Source organism: Halomonas sp. AOP5-B2-8, from assembly GCF_052376475.1.
In the GTDB taxonomy this organism is placed as follows: domain Bacteria; phylum Pseudomonadota; class Gammaproteobacteria; order Pseudomonadales; family Halomonadaceae; genus Vreelandella; species Vreelandella casei.
Genome location: NZ_JBQSVS010000002.1, coordinates 87745 through 105456, shown reverse-complemented (window position 1 = coordinate 105456; position 17712 = coordinate 87745). Strand labels below are relative to the sequence as shown.

At 53.2% G+C, this 17712-nt stretch carries 14 protein-coding genes; 3 read left to right on the top strand and 11 right to left on the bottom strand.

The features are described 5' to 3' along the window. Positions 1-92: 92 nt before the first annotated feature. Positions 93-1049: an alpha/beta fold hydrolase gene (locus ACT3RP_RS05140; protein WP_483393394.1), complete on the bottom strand. Its 957-nt coding sequence runs from the start codon at positions 1047-1049 to the stop codon at positions 93-95. Positions 1050-1212: 163 nt separating this feature from the next. On the opposite strand from ACT3RP_RS05140, the gene ACT3RP_RS05135 reads away from it, so the two are divergent. Both ACT3RP_RS05135 and betT read left to right on the top strand, forming a co-directional pair. Next, positions 1213-1623, top strand: coding sequence for a hypothetical protein (locus ACT3RP_RS05135; protein ID WP_483393393.1), 411 nt, complete (start codon positions 1213-1215; stop codon positions 1621-1623). A 200-nt stretch (positions 1624-1823) separates the two neighbouring features. Then, positions 1824-3872 carry a choline BCCT transporter BetT gene (gene betT, locus ACT3RP_RS05130; protein WP_096278344.1) on the top strand — a complete coding sequence of 683 codons (2049 nt, stop codon included), beginning with the start codon at positions 1824-1826 and terminating at the stop codon, positions 3870-3872. A 77-nt stretch (positions 3873-3949) separates the two neighbouring features. On the opposite strand, the gene exaC is transcribed toward betT, so the two are convergent. From exaC to ACT3RP_RS05085, 9 genes are all read right to left on the bottom strand, one after another. Continuing rightward, a complete protein-coding gene (gene exaC, locus ACT3RP_RS05125) occupies positions 3950-5470 on the bottom strand; it encodes an acetaldehyde dehydrogenase ExaC (RefSeq protein WP_096278342.1) in 1521 nt (506 codons plus the stop codon). Between the two features lie 108 nt (positions 5471-5578). After that, positions 5579-7843, bottom strand: a complete 2265-nt coding sequence (locus ACT3RP_RS05120) for a hybrid sensor histidine kinase/response regulator (protein WP_483393392.1) — start codon at positions 7841-7843, stop codon at positions 5579-5581. Then, complete coding sequence (locus ACT3RP_RS05115; RefSeq protein WP_483393391.1) at positions 7833-8402, bottom strand: putative pterin-binding protein; 570 nt, start codon at positions 8400-8402, stop codon at positions 7833-7835. The genes ACT3RP_RS05120 and ACT3RP_RS05115 overlap by 11 nt, the downstream gene beginning before the upstream one ends. A 183-nt stretch (positions 8403-8585) precedes the next feature. After that, on the bottom strand, positions 8586-9014 hold the full coding sequence (locus ACT3RP_RS05110) for a universal stress protein (RefSeq protein WP_096278335.1): 429 nt from the start codon (positions 9012-9014) through the stop codon (positions 8586-8588). A gap of 11 nt (positions 9015-9025) precedes the next feature. After that, positions 9026-11638: a TRAP transporter permease gene (locus ACT3RP_RS05105; RefSeq protein ID WP_483393390.1), complete on the bottom strand. Its 2613-nt coding sequence runs from the start codon at positions 11636-11638 to the stop codon at positions 9026-9028. A gap of 132 nt (positions 11639-11770) precedes the next feature. Next, complete coding sequence (locus ACT3RP_RS05100; protein ID WP_096278333.1) at positions 11771-12751, bottom strand: TAXI family TRAP transporter solute-binding subunit; 981 nt, start codon at positions 12749-12751, stop codon at positions 11771-11773. A gap of 460 nt (positions 12752-13211) precedes the next feature. Beyond that, on the bottom strand, positions 13212-14516 hold the full coding sequence (locus tag ACT3RP_RS05095) for a TRAP transporter large permease (protein WP_096278330.1): 1305 nt from the start codon (positions 14514-14516) through the stop codon (positions 13212-13214). Next, complete coding sequence (locus ACT3RP_RS05090) at positions 14506-14985, bottom strand: TRAP transporter small permease (protein ID WP_096278328.1); 480 nt, start codon at positions 14983-14985, stop codon at positions 14506-14508. The genes ACT3RP_RS05095 and ACT3RP_RS05090 overlap by 11 nt, the downstream gene beginning before the upstream one ends. 64 nt (positions 14986-15049) lie before the next feature. Further along, positions 15050-16060: a DctP family TRAP transporter solute-binding subunit gene (locus ACT3RP_RS05085; protein WP_441686478.1), complete on the bottom strand. Its 1011-nt coding sequence runs from the start codon at positions 16058-16060 to the stop codon at positions 15050-15052. 223 nt (positions 16061-16283) lie between these two features. Here ACT3RP_RS05085 and ACT3RP_RS05080 point away from each other — a divergent pair, with 223 nt between their 5' ends. After that, positions 16284-17144, top strand: coding sequence for a DMT family transporter (locus ACT3RP_RS05080; protein WP_483393555.1), 861 nt, complete (start codon positions 16284-16286; stop codon positions 17142-17144). Here the strand turns inward: ACT3RP_RS05080 and ACT3RP_RS05075 are convergent. Beyond that, entirely contained in the window at positions 17141-17674 is a 534-nt protein-coding gene (locus ACT3RP_RS05075) for a DUF192 domain-containing protein (RefSeq protein ID WP_483393389.1), read from the bottom strand. The genes ACT3RP_RS05080 and ACT3RP_RS05075 overlap by 4 nt on opposite strands. Between the last annotated feature and the right edge of the window lie 38 nt (positions 17675-17712).

Below are 17712 nucleotides of genomic sequence, written 5' to 3'. Positions count from 1 at the left end.
TAACCGTAGAAACAGGTATTGACCTGTAAGCCTAAGACGCTAACCCACGAAACTGTCACCAGCCTTGCATGCAGCAAGAACGCAACTAAAGTCTAATCCGCAGTGAATACCTGACGATTAAGAAACTTAATGCCTGCATCAATAGCGCCGCCACGCAGTAAGAAGCTGGCAATGTGGCCTCTAAAGCTTTGCAGATAAAGCTCGCTCTCGACGTTGTTATCCTGCAGCGCTTGATAGAAGTCCGTGGCATGGTCTACCGGCACGAGGCGATCCCACTTGCCGTGGAATATAAAAAACGGCGGAGACTGCGGGGTAATATGGTAAATGGGCGACGCTAGGCGATATGCCTCGGTTTCTTCAGCTCGCGTGCCGCCGATAAAGTCGACCACTAAGGGCCCGTCATCGAATTTAAGCAGATCACTTGGCAACCCACCCGCCAACACCGCCGCTAGTCGGCTCTGCTCGCCGCCGTAAGGCTCGGCCAGCGGCCCTTCGACGCCAGCCAGTGCCAGCAGGCTCACCAAGTGCGCCCCCGATGAATATCCAACGCCTACGATGCGGTTAGTATCTACCTGCCACTCTTCAGCATTGGCATGGATCCACGCCATTGCCTGCTGCAAATCATGCAGCTGGGTAGGAAAGCGATACTCCGGCACAAAACGATGCTCAATATTAACCGCCACGTAGCCTTGCCCTGCCAACTGTTCGGCAATGCTCTGCATGTCTTCTGGCGTACGGTTTCGCCAGCCTCCACCGTGAACCAATAAGGCAGCAGGGCGTAGGGCGCTAGTCGACTCATCAGGCAAATAGACATCGGCCTTTAGCGCCTGCGGCCAATCATCAGGCGTGTAGGTCCGTGGCGCCAAGCGCGTAAAGGGCTGGGGTTCATGCAACGTACCACTCTTAACCGCGGACTCATTTTGGCCCACATGCTGAGCGGCGCTACAGCCACTCAGCATCAAAGCAAGAGCACCCAATCCGGTTACTCGGCGCAAAGTGGTGAACGCGCAGCGCGGCTGCCACACGCGAGATAGCTCGATTCGCGACATTATGTTTCTCCTTAATGAATAGCGTCCCTGTCTACTATTGACGAACTACCCTTAGCTACGATCTGCAGCAAGCCAATAAGACCATGATTGTTGCACACTAACTGCAAGCAGTTTGCACTGCACCTAGCGATAATGACATCGTCAACTTACCAGGAGAGATGCTATGAACATTTCAGGTACTCAGAAAATGTCAATTCGCCAACTGTTTGCCCCGGCATTACTCGCTGCTGCGTTAGCATCGATCACATTAACGGCCCAAGCAGACAGCCACGGTGACCATGAGGCTTCCGGTGCTGATCGTCAGCGCATGGAAGAACGTATGGAAGAGCGTCGCCAAGAGGTGTATCAGCGCGCCGAAATCTCAGCTGATAAGCAGGCTGAGCTCAATGAAGCACACGCTGAACATCGCGAAGCAATACATGCGCTGCGTGAAGAGCATAAAGAGCGAGTCGCTGGCATTCTCACCGAAGAAGAGCAAGAAGCACTTCACAACGCCATGCGTGAAGTGCATGAAGAACATCGGGGCAAACGCGGCCACCACGATAATAGCGACGAACGTGCCGATAGCGAATAAACATTCGCCGCGTCGCTACTTTCTTGACAACGCCCGGTTTTCCGGGCGTTTTCACGTCTGCAAGTTACCCAATCCGCACTAACTCAAGCAGTTTCAGGCACTCGTAAACTTGAAGGGTAGCAGTTATTCACGTATTTTATTTGAACGTTCATTCAAAATAAAATCTTACCTCCACCTTTCAACCACAGGAGTACGCCTGCATGGCGAAAGACAACCCTATTCATCCCTCCCGAGACCGCCTCAATCCCGTCGTATTTCACGGCAGTGTGGCTGGCATCCTGATCTTTCTGGTGCTTACCATGTTATTCACCGAGCAAGCTGGCGCCTTCTTTGATGCCGGACTCGCCTGGGTAAGCAAAACGTTTGGCTGGTATTACATGCTGGCCATAGTGGCCTATTTGGTATTTGTGGTGGCTATTGGTATGTCGCGCTTTGGCAGTATTCGCCTGGGGCCTGACCACTCACGACCAGAATTTTCACTACTCTCTTGGTCGGCCATGCTATTTGCTGCAGGGATCGGCATTGATCTGCTGTTCTTCAGCGTTGCCGAGCCTGTCGCCCACTATTTGGCACCACCGGATTTAACCCCGGAAAGCCAAGCAGCGATGCGTAACGCCGTCGTTCAAACCTATCTGCACTGGGGGCTCTCCGGCTGGGGGCTGTACGTGTTGATGGGTATGGCGCTGGCCTACTTCAGCTACCGCCATCGCTTGCCGCTGGCGATCCGTAGTGCGCTCTATCCGATCCTAGGCAAACGTATCCACGGCCCGATTGGCAACGCGGTGGATATTACCGCAGTGATCTCCACCGTCTTCGGCATTGCTACGAGCCTCGGGATTGGGGTAATACAGCTTAACTACGGCCTCACCTACATGTTCGGGGTGCCGGAAAACCTCACCGTGCAGGTGATCTTGATTGTCTTGGTGGTCATATTAGCGACGATTTCCGTGGTTACAGGCGTTGAGAAAGGCATTCGCCGGCTGTCAGAGTTTAATATGTTACTGGCATTGGCGCTGTTGCTGTTTGTACTCTTCTCAGGGGACACGCTGATGTTGCTGGATAAAGTGGTCAACAACGCTGGCGATTATCTATCGGGCTTTGTAGGTGCCAGCTTTGACACTTACGCCTTCGCCGACGAGGGGGCTCAAGAGTGGAAAATGTGGTGGACGATTTTCTTCTGGGGCTGGTGGATTGCCTGGACCCCGTTCGTGGGCCTATTCCTGGCACGTATTTCCCGTGGTCGTACCATTCGTGAGTTCGTCGCCGGTGCACTGTTTATCCCCCTCGCCTTTATGATGGTTTGGATGTCGATATTCGGGAATAGCGGTATAGAACTGGTCGCTAATCAAGGCGTTGTCGAGCTAGGTGAGCAGGCGCTCAACACCCCCCAAACCACGATCTACACGCTGCTTGAGTACTTCCCTTATGTCGGCATTACCGCGGCAGTCGTCACCGTTCTGGGTATTGTGTTCTTTATTACCTCAGCGGATTCTGGAGCGCTGGTGCTGGCCAACTTCACGTCTATTCTGAGCGACGTGAACCACGATGCGCCGGTGAAGCTGCGTATTTTCTGGTCAGCCATGATCGGTTTGATCACCATTGCTCTGCTGATGGCCGGCGGCTTAAATGCACTGCAAAGCGCCGTGGTCATCACCGCTCTGCCCTTCTCGCTGGTTATTTTTGCGGTGATGGTGGGCATGTACAAAGCCTTGAAATTAGAAGGTAGCAAGGCAGATGCACGTCGCATGATTGCCGGTAGTGCGCCTGGCGGCGATTGGAAAGAACGCTTAGACCGCGCCCTTGACACCTCTAATCGCGCCGGTGCAGCCGCCACCATTGAACATGCAATTCGCCCAGCGATGACACAGTTTGCTCAGGAGCTTGAGCGCCGTGGCCAAACTGCCAACGTAAGTGAAGAAGCGATTGAGGGGGAAACGCTTCCCAACCTGATGTTGCAGGTCGACTTTGGCGACGCCACTAGCTTTGTCTACCAAGTATGCCCTCACCGCATGCGCACCCCTAGCTTTATCCAAGCGGATGATGACTTCTATGTTCGCCTGGACGTGTACCTAGCGGAAGGGGGGCAGGATAAAGACCTTAACGGCTATACCCGTGGACAAGTGATTGGCGATTTGGTAGCAGAGTATGAGCGTCACCTGCATTTCCTTACCCTGACGGGTAAGCAGATGGGCCACGTACAACCGATGCCCGGCACGATAGGCGAGCCGCCTGAAGACTCTCAGATGTAAGTCAGCCAAAACAAAAATCCCGACCACACATGGTCGGGATTTTTTGCACGCATACGCGCGTCGCTAGCGTCTAAGCGTTAGAAAAAGCCTAACGGGTTTATATCGTAGCTAATCAGCAGGTTTTTGGTTTGCTGATAGTGCTCAAGCGCCACCTTATGCGTTTCGCGGCCAACGCCAGATTTCTTGTAGCCACCGAAAGCCGCGTGAGCAGGATACTGATGGTAGCAGTTGGTCCATACGCGACCGGCTTGGATACCACGGCCCATACGAAAGGCAACGTTAATATCGCGGCTCCACACGCCCGCGCCCAGACCAAACTCGGTATCGTTGGCAATCGCTAACGCCTCTGCTTCATCTTTAAACGTGGTGACCGCCACCACCGGCCCAAAAATCTCTTCTTGGAAGACGCGCATCTGGTTATTGCCTTTCAACAACGTGGGCTGAATGTAGTAACCGCTGTTGATGCTGTCATCAAGAACTTCTTTCTCACCGCCGGTGAGGAACTCGGCGCCTTCATCGCGAGCAATATCCATGTACGACATGATCTTGTCGAACTGCTCTTGAGAAGCCTGCGCACCTACCTGTACATCGGTATCCAGCGGATTGCCGCGCTTAATAAGCTTGGTGCGTTCCAGCACCTTGGCCATGAACTCGTCGTACATACTCTCTTGGATAAGCGCACGTGACGGACAGGTACACACTTCGCCTTGGTTGAAGAATGCCAGCACTAGACCTTCTACCGCCTTATCAATAAACGTCGGTTCGGCATTCATGATATCGGCAAAATAAATATTCGGTGACTTGCCGCCCAGCTCTACGGTAGAGGGAATAATATTTTCTGCCGCGCATTTAAGAATATGTGAGCCAACGGGGGTAGAGCCGGTAAAGGCAATTTTAGCGATACGCTTACTGCTCGCCAGCGCCTGCCCTGCCTCTGCACCAAAGCCGTTAACAATGTTCAACACACCGGCGGGCAGCAGATCGCCAATCAACTCCGCCACTTTCAAAATCGACGCAGGCGTTTGCTCCGCGGGCTTCAATACCACGCAGTTACCTGCGGCGAGTGCGGGCGCCAGTTTCCAAACAGCCATTAGAATTGGGAAGTTCCAGGGGATAATTTGCCCTACAACGCCTAGTGGCTCGTGGAAATGATAGGAAACAGTATTGGCATCAATGTCTGCTGCCGAGCCTTCCTGGGCGCGAATACAGCCTGCAAAGTAGCGAAAATGATCAACGGCCAGAGGAATATCGGCATTGAGCGTTTCCCGGACGGCCTTACCATTATCCCAAGTTTCGGCCACCGCCAGCATTTCAAGATTTTGCTCAATGCGATCGGCGATTTTCAGCAAAATGTTACTGCGCTCTTGGGCGGACGTTTTCCCCCATGCAGGCGCCGCTTTATGGGCCGCATCAAGCGCTTTATCAATATCTTCTGCAGTAGAGCGAGGAATTTCGCAAAACACCTTGCCGTTGACGGGGCTAATATTATCGAAGTACTGGCCTTTCACCGGGGCGACAAACTCACCGCCGATATAGTTGCCGTAGCGTTTTTCAAATGACACCACTGAACCAGTGTCACTAGGGTTGGCGTAGATCATTGAAAGGCTCCTGAGCATTATGATTATTCAAAACAAGCTTACAGTGTTATTCAGTATGGCCCGTAGCGATATACAACAATGGCAGTACTAGCCCTCACTGTTACAGGCTCAGCCTGATAGGTGCTCACGGCACCATTTCTCCATCGCTGCATGAGTGTGCGACGCCGTTAAGCGTAACGCGCTAAATATCTCATCTCGTTTGCTTTGCGTGAACGGATCCGTTGTCATTAATGTTTCCAGCTGCTGCGCCTGGTCGGCCAGCTTGTCGGCTCCCATACTCACAGATTCGCCGCGCAGCTGGTGCGCCAAACGTACGACCTGCTGTTGCTGATCATCGCTGAGAGGGGCCTGCGCTAGGCAGGCCGTTAGCTGCTCGCAGTAATCACTTACTTGCTGGTGATAAAGCGTGATCAGCTGCGTCAAGCTCACATCGCCTAGGGTCGCTTTTAGCATGTTCAGCGTGTCGGTATTGAGTAATGACTGCGCGCCGAGCTGCGTTTGCAAGACCGGCAGCGCTGGCAGAGAAGCCGCGTCGGGCGTGGCAAAAAGCTGCGATGCCAGCAGGCTACTTAGCGCAGATAGCGACAGCGGTTTGGTAAGGTAATCGCTCATGCCCGCCGCAAGACAGCGTTGGCGGTCATCCTCCGCGCCACCCGCCGTCATAGCGACGATAGGCACACTGTCAAGCCAGCCACCCTGCTCGCGCATAAGCTGTGCGACCGTAAGGCCATCCATATCGGGCAGCTGGATATCCATAAAGATAAGATGCACCTGTTGAGACTGAGCCATGGCAAGTGCATCCTGGCCATTTTCAGCCCACACGACATCGCAACCTAAACGGGATAATAAACCAATCGCCACTTTGCGATTCACCGCGTTATCTTCGACTAGCAGCAACGTTATGCCAGTAAAGTCCTGTTGAGGTGCGCTGGGCAATGACACTGACACCGGATCAGCCTCCACCAAGGGCAGCTCACACCGAAAGATACTGCCTTGGCCAAGATGGCTCGACACGACTATTCGTCCTTGCATCGCCTCGCTTAGGCGTTTGCAAATCGCCAGGCCCAATCCGGTTCCACCAAAACGCCGAGTCACGGACTCATCGGCCTGCTGAAAAGGCTCAAAAAGGCGGGCCTGCTGATGTTCACTCAGCCCACATCCCGTGTCGCTAATTTCAAATACTAGCTGATCGAACTTAGTGGAGACTTGAACGCTGATCCCACCGTAGTCGGTGAATTTAATCGCATTGGCGATAAGATTAAGTAATATTTGCCTGAGCCGCCCTGCATCGACCATCACCCAAGCGGGTACCCGTGTGTCCACGTCAACGCTAAAGGTTAATTCCTTCATTTTTATCCGCGGCGTAAATAGTTCCACCACGCTGTCGACCAGTAAACGAATAGCCGTGGGCGATGTTTGAAGGGCTAAGTGCCCGGCCTCAATTTTCGAGAAATCGAGAATTTCATTGATCATTGATAGCAGCTGATTAGCGCTATCGTGGATCGTATAGGCGTAGTCTTCTACCTGTGCAGGACTTACAGATTCACGCAATAGCTCGCTCATACCAATGACACCGTTCAAAGGCGTGCGAATTTCATGGCTAACGATCGCTAAAAAATCCGATTTTGCTTGGTTCGCCGCCTGCGCCTGTTTAGCGGTCACTTCCAACTGTAGAGCAAGCTGTGCCTGCTCGCGCCTTATCGCTGCACTTTCGCGTGTTTCACGCACTAAAAAAGCGACCACCAAAAAGGCCGCTAAACTCATTGCGACGATCAACGTCATAAGAAGTCTGTAGAGCAGGCTGAGCTGTTCTCGCTCTGCCGTCGCCGACTCCGCTAAGTAGCCGTTAATAGCAATAACAAGACGCTCGGTACTTCGCGTCAGTGTCTGAAGTTTATCTCCCAATGCCGCCAGCGGGAGTGGCTGTGACACGCCTCGGTGGTCAGGCACCCCAAAAGCCCTGAACATCATATCCAGCCCATCTACCTGCGTTTGGATCTGACTAAACAGCTCGCGTGCAGTCGTGATATTTTGTAATAACGCGCTGACGTCTCCCTCGTTGAGTAACGTTATTCGGCTATACAGCAGTTCAAAGCGAAGGGTAAGCGCATAGCGCTCCGCTGGCGTTAGCGGTTGATGATCCAATGTCAGTACATGATTGACCAGTTGAACCGCATCACGGTCCAGCTTATAAACAACCCAAGCAGTATCTTCGCGCAAACTTTGGGTAAGATTATCCTGTCGCCAGGCTGCCAGCGTTGCCACCACTAACGCACCGGCGAATAATAGTACGGCAATGATTGCTGCAAACTTAAGGCGCCGCGGGTAGCGCAGTAGGCTTGATACCTGCGTGGTTAAACCGCTAACGGACATTGATGTGCATAACCTGCCATACCGATCGAAAGCGCATTTTTTCGCTTAGCAGCGCATCATCCTGGTCAAAAGGATAAAGTATCCACAGCGGGCCGAGCTCGCGAACCGGAATAGCGGCGCCGTCTTTTGTTAATGCCAAAATAACCTCGTATTTCTCAAAATCACTGACTGGTATATCGGCTTCATAGCCATCCAGCGCTGCGACGTGCACCGTATCGGTATCGGCGTTTAAATGTGATAGAAGATCACGCATTAACGGTCCACGATAATGATTAACCTCGGCAGTCCATGGCGTATTCGTTGCAAACTCATACTGCGGTAGTGCCTCTAACGTAGCGAGATCAAGCTGCACTTCATGCCCCGCGTTCTCAAGCGCAATATTGCCACTCACCGTCAGAAGCACGGGGGCATTCGACAAATTCAGCGGCTCTGACGCGCTAGCCCACCCCACAAGAGGTACGCCAAGCATCAGTATTGCCCAACCTATTAAAGATGCTTTCACCGCCGTCACCTCAATCTGATTACTGTGTAAATAAGCCGTCAGCGCGTAATGAGACATGAATTCAATACCGTTGTAACATCGCGTTATCTTGTGACAAAAAAACTCCGAGCTATTCGCCCGGAGTTTATAAGATGTACCACTTTATCTATGTCTTCAAGGTCAATGTCTTCAAGGTCAATGTCTTCAAGATCTATGTCTTCAGATCTGTGCCTTCAAGGCGCGCAGTTCATCCGCACCTTTCTAGCGCACAATCATGACAGACACTTTGGCGTGATGGACAACATGTTCGGCGTTAGGGCCTAGCACATAGTCGACAAACTTTCGCTTGGTGTGAGATGCCATCACAATCAGATCAACGTTGAGTTTTTTACCCACCTTGATGATGGCCTCCCAGGGAGATCCATCTACGATGATGCTCTGCGTTTTAATACCCTCAGGAACATTGGCCTGAATGAACGCATGCTGGGTTTCTGTCATGGCTTCATGCGCTTTTTTCGAAAAGTCTTTGGGGAAATAAGCGCCAACCATAGGCAGCTTAAATTCCGGCAACACCGTTATTACATGTAGCGATGCTCCAAAGGTTTCACACAACGTAATCGCTGTCGGCAATGCTTTCTTCCATGAAGCCTCTTCGTTGAGATCCACAGGCAGTAGGATTTTCTGATACATGATGACCTCCTTTAGACCGTTGCTGCTGGTTTACTGTCAGGCTCGTCGGTTTGTTTTACTCGCCGACGGCGCTGAAGCAATACCACCAGGCCAAAGATAATGAGCGCCGGAATCCACAGCCACTCTTTGGTCCAACGATTCACGGGCGCCAGCACTTCAATGATCTCTTGATCAAAATCAAAGCCTAACTCAGCCGCCTGGCTGCCAAACTCAATGAAGTCGACCATGGCTTTATCGCCATCCGCGACGAGCTCCATGCCCAGTGCCTCCATGCGTTCTTCACCCGAATCACCGCTAGGAACAGGAACCAGAACGTAGGTCGTCATTGGATCACCGTAATCATTGACGCCGGCGATTTGCACGCGCAGGTTACTGCCATCCTCGACGTTGCCTAGCGCTTCGGCAAACTGAGTTGGCGGAATTGACTCGTAAGGATTGTGAATTCTGTCCATCCAGAAACCTGGGCGGAACAGCGTAAAGGCCACTAGCAGCAGTAACAGCGATTCATACCAGCGGCTGCGAACAAGCATGTAGCCTTGCGTACCCGCCGCAAATATCAACATGGCGCTGGTCGCGACAATAAACACCAAAATGCCTTGCGTCACCGTGACATCGATCAGCAGCAAATCGGTATTGAAGATGAACAGGAACGGCAGTGCCGCCGTGCGTAGGCTGTAGTAAAACGCCTGGAAACCGGTGCGCAAGGGGTCGCCTCCTGACACCGCGGCCGCAGCGAATGAGGCTAACCCCACCGGGGGCGTTACGTCCGCCATGATGCCGAAGTAGAACACGAATAGATGCACGGCAATCAGCGGTACAATCAGTCCATTCTGCTGACCCAACAATACAATCACCGGCGCCATGAGCGCGGAAACTACAATGTAGTTGGCCGTGGTCGGTAAGCCCATGCCCAAAATCAGGCTTAACAGCGCGGTAAGCAGCAAAATCATCATCAGGTTGCCGCCGGAAAGAATCTCCACGACGTCTGCTAGCACTAAGCCCACGCCGGTCTGAGACACGGCGCCTACCACAATACCGGCGGTAGCGGTGGCAATACCAATACCAATCATGTTGCGCGCACCGGCCACAAGACCGTCCCAAAGGTCTTTAAAGCCCTCTTTGACATCCGCCGCGAACTTGCTGTGGCCACGGAAAAAAGCGATCACGGGCCGCTGAGTGAGCATAATAAAGATCATAAACATGGTTGCCCAAAATGCTGACAGCCCTGGAGACATGCGCTCAACCATCAAACACCACACCAGTACGACAACCGGCAGGATGTAATGCAGCCCCACCATGACCGTCGGCCGCGTTTGTGGCAGCGTTAACACCGCAGTATTCGGGTCATCCATCTCAAGTTCTGGGTAGTTCGAACTAACTTTCAATAGCCCGACATAAATGACCGCCAAACCCACAGACACGACCCAGGGGGCCGCATCACCTAATACCGGCTTGAGCCAGCCAAGGCCGTAATAAACGACAAACGATAGCGCCATCAACAAAATCAGGCCGGTCATAAAGCCAAGAATCTTGTTCAGCAAAGGGCGTTTAGGATTGCTTGAAGGCAGCCCCTTCATATCCGCCTTTAAGGCTTCAAGGTGAACAATATAGATAAGGGCAATATAGGAAATGATCGCAGGCAAAAAGGCATGCTTAATAACTTCGACGTAAGAAATGCCCACGTACTCCACCATCAAGAACGCAGCGGCGCCCATGACCGGCGGCATGATTTGGCCATTCACCGAGGAGGCAACTTCAACAGCGCCCGCTTTTTCTGCACTGAAGCCAACGCGCTTCATCATCGGGATCGTAAACGTACCGGTGGTTACCGTATTGGCAATCGACGACCCAGAGATCAAGCCAGTCAACCCAGACGCCACGACGGCGGCTTTGGCTGGCCCGCCTTTCAAATGGCCCAGCATGGAAAAAGCGACTTTAATAAAATAGTTACCCGCACCGGCTTTCTCAAGCAACGCACCAAACAAAACAAATAGGAAAACAAAACTGGTAGAAACGCCCAGCGCAATACCAAACACCCCTTGGGTACCCAGCCACTGGTGATTAATCAAACCGCCCAAACTCACACCGCGGTGGGCCAAAATGCCCGGCATGTAAGGGCCAAACACCGAGTAGGCAATAAACAATCCTGCCACGATCATTAACGGCGGCCCCAGCGCACGCCGGGTGGCTTCTAACAACATAATGATGCCAAGCACGCCAATCACGATATCTTGAGTGATAGGACGCCCAGGGCGCTGTGCTAAATCGGCATAAAAAATAAATAAGTACAAACCGCAAAAAGCAGCTACCGCTGCCAACGCCCAGTCTTGAAGCGGAATGCGGTCACGCGGTGAGCGCTTAAATGCGGGGTAAGCCATAAAGGCAAGAAACAGCGCGAACGCTAAATGAATCGAGCGTGATTCAGTGGCATTAAATACACCGACCCCCACCATATACGGCAGCGGTGAAGCTATCCAAAGTTGAAACAGCGACCATATCGCTGCAATGCTTACCAACAGTTTCCCCGGCACGCCTGCGGGCTTTCTTGCCCCCGAGTCGCTGGAAGCAACCATATCCTCTAGGTCACTTTCAGCGACCGCCGAAGGTTGTTTGTCATCACGCATACGCTTGCCCTGCCTATGGTCAGCGCTGACAATCAGCGCTTTCAACAAGAAGCGCGGACACCCAGGGTGCCCGCGCTTTACTACTCGAGGTGAATACTACTCACCGACCTATCTTTACGCTGGTGCTTAAACTTACTCGATCCAGCCACGCTCACGGTAATAACGCGCTGCGCCGTCATGCAACGGGGCGGTTAAGCCGTCAGAGATCATGTCTTCTTCGTTAAGATTTTCAAACGCTGGGTGCAGACGCTTGAAGCGATCAAAGTTTTCAAATACTGCTTTCACTGTTTCATAGACAATGTCTTCATCAACATCGGCTGAAGAAACGAAGGTAGCGGCAACGCCAAAGGTTTCAACGTCTTCGTCGTTACCACGGTACAGGCCACCCGGAATCACAGAGCGGGTGTAGTACGGGTACTCTTCAATCAGCGCGTCGATTTCATCACCGGTCACCGGCACTAAGCGCGCATCGATGGTAGTCGTGGCTTCTTGGATAGAACCGTTCGGGTGACCAACAACATAGACCATCGCATCGATGTTGTTATCTGACAGGGCTGCAGACTGCTCGGCGGCATCTAGCTGAGACGCCAGCGCAAAGGTGTCTTCGTCCCAGCCAAACGCCTCCATGACCACATCCATGGTATTACGCTGACCAGAACCCGGGTTACCGATGTTGACACGCTTGCCAGGGAAATCGCTGATGGTCTCAATACCGGAATCAGCACGAGCAACCACGGTTAGCGGCTCACCATGCATGGTGAATACCGAGCGCATCTCTTCCCAAGGTCCTTCTTCTTCGAAGTTGGCTTCGCCATTGTAAGCGCGGTATTGAACATCAGACTGAACAACGCCCATGTCCAACTCGCCGCTCTTCATGCCGTTCACGTTAGCAACCGAACCACCGGTAGACGGTGCGTTACAGCGAATGTTGTGCTCGTCGCTGCCACGGTTAACCATACGGCAAACCGACTGGCCGACGACGTAATAAACACCGGTTTGGCCGCCGGTACCGATGGTGATGTAGCGTTCTTGTGCCACCGCAGGAGACGCGAAGGTCGCTGCAGCAATGAGCGCACCCGAGAAGGCGGCAGTGGAAAATGCATGGCGTTTCATGAACATACCTCTTTATCTTGATGTTATTAGCGTAGTTTATGTTGTGAACATCGCGCGTTTTGGTTTCACCCTGTGAACCGTTCCCTAAGGTGTTCGTGCCCCAAAACGATTTCAAGACATTCTGCTCTGCAGGCCTCCTGTTCTAAAGGCGTGCTATATCTGCAGATAATCTATTGCTTAGACAATCTGTGACAGGCACCGGCATGGCTACCTGTTATTACTACTTTAGCGAAAAACAAAACGTTTGGCGAAAAACAAAATGCTTAACGAAAAAGCACGCTTGGCAATGAGTCGTCGCCTCATCATCCATTTAAAGCGCATATGACCGCGGAAGATAGTAGTTTAACGGCCGGTAACGTTTAGTAAGCGTTAAACCCCATACCGTTTTCGCATAGGGAATAATGATTTTCGCAGTTTGCTCGACCTCCAGGGTTCTTATGTGCCAGGGGCTAAGCGCTTATTAAACGTTATAGCCCAGCACAGTGGGTAGCCACAGCGCGATTGCGGGGAACAGTGCGACCAGCGCCAGCGCACAGCCCATCGCGACCACAAACAGCAGCGCCCACCCAATCGTTTGTTCCAAGCGAATTTTTGCCACTTCGGTGGTCACCATTAAATTGACCGCAACCGGCGGCGTAAACTGCCCGATCGCAATATTCATCGCTAAGAGAATGCCAAACCATACCGGATTCCACTCAAAGTGCTGCATCACGGGAATCAGAATGGGCATCATGATTAAGTAAATCGAGATGGCATCCAGCAACATGCCCGCCACCAACACCGCCAGCATCACCAAAACAAGCAGTAATACGCCGTTGTCGGTCAGGCCAATCACCCATTCCGCTAAATGACGGAAGGTGCCCAGCATTGTCCCCGCCCAGGCAAAAATACCCGCCAGGGCGATAATTAACATCACCACACCGGAAATAATCGCCGCTTCGCCGAGCAGCTCCCACAAATCGCGAAGCGATAGCTCGCGGGTGAAAAACAGCCCAACTAGTGCCCCATATGCAACCGCGACAACGGCGGCTTCTGTCGGTGTAAATAGGCCCGAGCGCAGGCCGCCTAGAATCAGCACCGGTGCAAATAGCGCCGGTATCGCCTGCTTAAACGTGGTGCGCACGCTGAGCTGCTCAGCGCCTTCCACCGGTGTTCCGCCTTCCCAGCCATAGCGTTTGGAAACAATCATCGCAGGGACTAACAGCGCGATGCCCGCCAAAATCCCTGGAAACAAACCCGCCGCAAAAAGAGCACGTAGATCAACGCCAGGCACGACAATCGAGTAAAGAATCAGCGCCACTGAGGGTGGAATAAGAATCGCGGTAGAAGCCGATGCTGCGATCAGCGTGGCTGAGAAAGGTTTGGGATAACCGGCTTTGGTCATACTGGGTAGCATCACCATCGCGACAGCCGCCGCATCGGCGGGCCCTGAACCGCTCATGCCCCCCATAATCATGCATACCAGTACCGCCACTAACGCCAAGCCACCATGGCGGGGGCCAATCAACGCCTGAGCAAAGCGCACAAGCCGCAGTGCCACGCCTGAGCGTTCAAAAATAAGCCCGGTTAAAATGAACAGCGGAATCGCAATCAGGGGATATTTAGCGATGCTGTTGTAGGTATTAGTGCCTAACGTGGCAAGCATATCCGGCGACAGTCCAATTACGATGCCCACCGCGCCGGAAAGCGCCAATGAAAATGCCACCGGCACGCCAGCAATCAATAACCCTGCAAAGGCCAGAATCATCCATACATCAGGGCTCATCGGAGAGTCTCCCCGTCAAACGGTCATGCGTCTGCTGTACCAACCGCCAGAGCATGGCGGCTGTCAGGACCGGTAGCCATACTAAATACCACCACTGGGGCAACCCAAGCCCTGGCGAAAGTGACTCCCACTGATACTCTTGCCAGGCTAATTTACCGCCATACCAAGAGATCAAACCCAGCACAATGGCAACGCACAGCGCTTGCAATACGATCAGTCCGCGGCGGTACTTCGGCGGCAATGCGCGCTCTAAAAAGCTAATGCGGATGTGCCGGTTACGCCGCAGCGCCACCGAGGCGCCGGCAAATGTCAGAATCACTAGCAAAAAAACGGAAAACTCTTCGGTGAACGAAAAAGAGCCGCCGGTTAAGTAGCGAGTAACAACATTTCCAAGACTAATCAAAGAGATAATACTTAATGCCAGCGCGCCCAACCAGCGTTCAAGGCGGGCATCAGGAAAGCCTTTCATGGCAGCCTCACAGCAACAAAGCTACCGGCCGTTGGGGCCGGTAGTAAACGGTCATGGAGATCGCTTAGCGGGCATCAATGGCCGCTTGAGCAGCGTTGACGACGTCTTCACCAATCCGTGGCACCCATTTCTCATAGACCGACTGCGTGGCCTCAACAAACGCCTGATACTGCTCATCGGTAAGCTCGGTTACCGTCACGCCGCGCTCCTCGATGGCGGCCAAGCGTTCGCTCTCTTCTTCACGGGTCATCGCGATTTCCCACTCACCGGCTTCTAACGCAGTTTCGCGCAGCATGGTTTGCTGCTCTTCGCTCAGCGACGCCCATACCTGCTGATTCACCGCAAAAATCAGCGGATCATTCATATAGTTCCAAAGCGTTAAATGCGCCTGGCCAACTTGGTCTATACGCGCCACGTCAAATACAGACAGCGGATTTTCTTGACCGTCGACAGCCCCGGTAGTTAACGCCGGCTGCGCGTCGGTCCAGCTCATTTGCGTGGGGTCCGCACCGAGTGCCGAGAACGTATCCTGGAACAGCGGCGAACCCACCACGCGAATCTTCAAGCCGTCTAAATCATCGGGCTGAGTAATCGCCTCGCGTGAGTTCGAGACTTGGCGGAAGCCATTCTCGCCCCACGCTAATGGAATAACACCACGCGATTCGATCGCTGCAAACACCAAGTCGCCCGCTTCACCACCGGTCACCGCATCGACCGCGGCTTCATCTGGAATGAAAAACGGCAAAGAAAAGAGGTTAAGTTCTGGCACCTGAGGCGACCAGTTAATCGTCGAGCCCACCGCGGCGTCGATTAAACCCGAGCGCATGGCGGAAAACTCGCGCGTCTGATCGCCAGAAACCAGCTGGGAGTTGGGATACACACGCAGCGTCAGCTCACCGTCGCTGCGCTCTTCTACTAACTCAGCCCACTTCTCGGCGGCCTGCCCCCAGGGAAACGCGTCAGACAACACGGTAGAAACCGAAAGTTCGCGGGCTTGAGCAGAAAGGGAGGCAGAAAGTAGTGCCGCACCGGCCAAGCCGGCAGTCAAACGAGCCATTGAGCGTGTCAGCGTCATGGTGATTCCTTTTTTATCTATTTTTATGATGTACATTTAGGATGCGTGCGGATAGCCGTGGCGAGGCTTTTCGTTGAAGCCACACTTATTGTATTCACTTAGCGCGCGAAAGAAAGACGCCTAAGGTCGGCATGGCAAAGATAGTCTCTATCGCTGTATTATTTTGGCGCTCTCTCAAGCTGTTACAATGGCTATCTGTTTCCTTCCTGCCATGGACATCAACGTGCCCCTACGCGACCTGCTGCTCGGCCTCTTCGTTATCGCTATATGGGCGTTAAACATCATTGTTATCAAGGTAGGCGTGGAAGAACTACCGCCGCTATTGATAACCACCATTCGCTTTATGCTGGTCGCAGCGTTGCTAGTACCCTTCTATCCCGTCGCACGCGCGCAGCTGCCGTTTTTACTGCTACTATCAGTGACGTTCGGCAGTCTTCACTTTGCACTGCTATTCATTGGTTTAGAGCACGCGGAAGCGGGTACCGGCGCGCTGCTCGTGCAAATGGGTACACCGTTTGCCACGTTATTGGCCGTGGTGTTTTTTAAGGAACGGCTGGGGCCTAAGCGTATCGTCGGGCTGCTGCTCTCCTTTGCCGGCATAGCCGTCATTGCGGGAGGGCCAACGCTGCCGTCGCCTTTGCCATTAACTATCTTGCTGCTGAGCGCATTAGGCTGGGCAATCTCGCAGCTGTTAATTAAGCGCGGCCCACCGATTGCCCCACTGGCACTCGCAGGCTGGGTGGCGCTGTTTGCAGTACCTCAGGTAGCGCTAGGGTCGTGGCTATTTGAAAGTGGTCAATGGCAGGCAGTTAAGCAGGCAAGCTGGGTGGGCTGGGGAGCAATCATTTACACCGCCGTCATGTCATCGATTGTCGCTTACGGGATTTGGTACACACTGTTGCGGCGCCATCCGATCAATCGCGTCATTCCCATGACGCTTCTAACGCCCGTATTTGCGGTGGGCCTAGGCGCGCTGCTGATGGGCGACAGCCTAGGCATTCACAAACTGATAGGTGGAGGATTGGTGGTCTCAGGTATCGCGCTGATTGTGATTAAATTCCGCCGCGCACCCCGTCTAGCTTAGGGTGCGGGCTGGCAGAAACCTGCATCATCAGGGACCGATACACAGTCGCCCACTTTAATACCGCGCTCGGCAAAGTATCCGCCGTTAACCTCTAGCGCCGAGTAATACGCGGCACCGGCCGGATAGGAAGGGCAACGACTGGGCTCAGAGGACTCGCAAGGCGGCATGGTATTGATGGCGACAATCTGCCCATTGCCATCGATAAAGGCAATATCGAGGGGAATTAGCGTGTGATACATCCAAAAGGCATTGTTAGCCGACTGTTCTCTCTCAAACCGAAACAGCATGCCACTGTTTGCTGGCATGCTCTCACGCTCCATCAAACCACGCTGACGCTGAGCAATCGTTTCCGCCACTTCAACGTCTACACGATGCGGGCCATCCTCGCTATGAATAGCAAGCGCCAGCGTTTGCAGGCCGGCTGGCTTCGCCTGCCCCCACGCCACAGCACTAAGTAACGACATCGGCAACAGTGCCGCCAGCGGTAACAGTAACGACGCCTTAAGCAGCGTGCGACGCGTAGAGTTCATGCGTACTTCCTTTTATGATGCGCGTAACTCCCCAACAT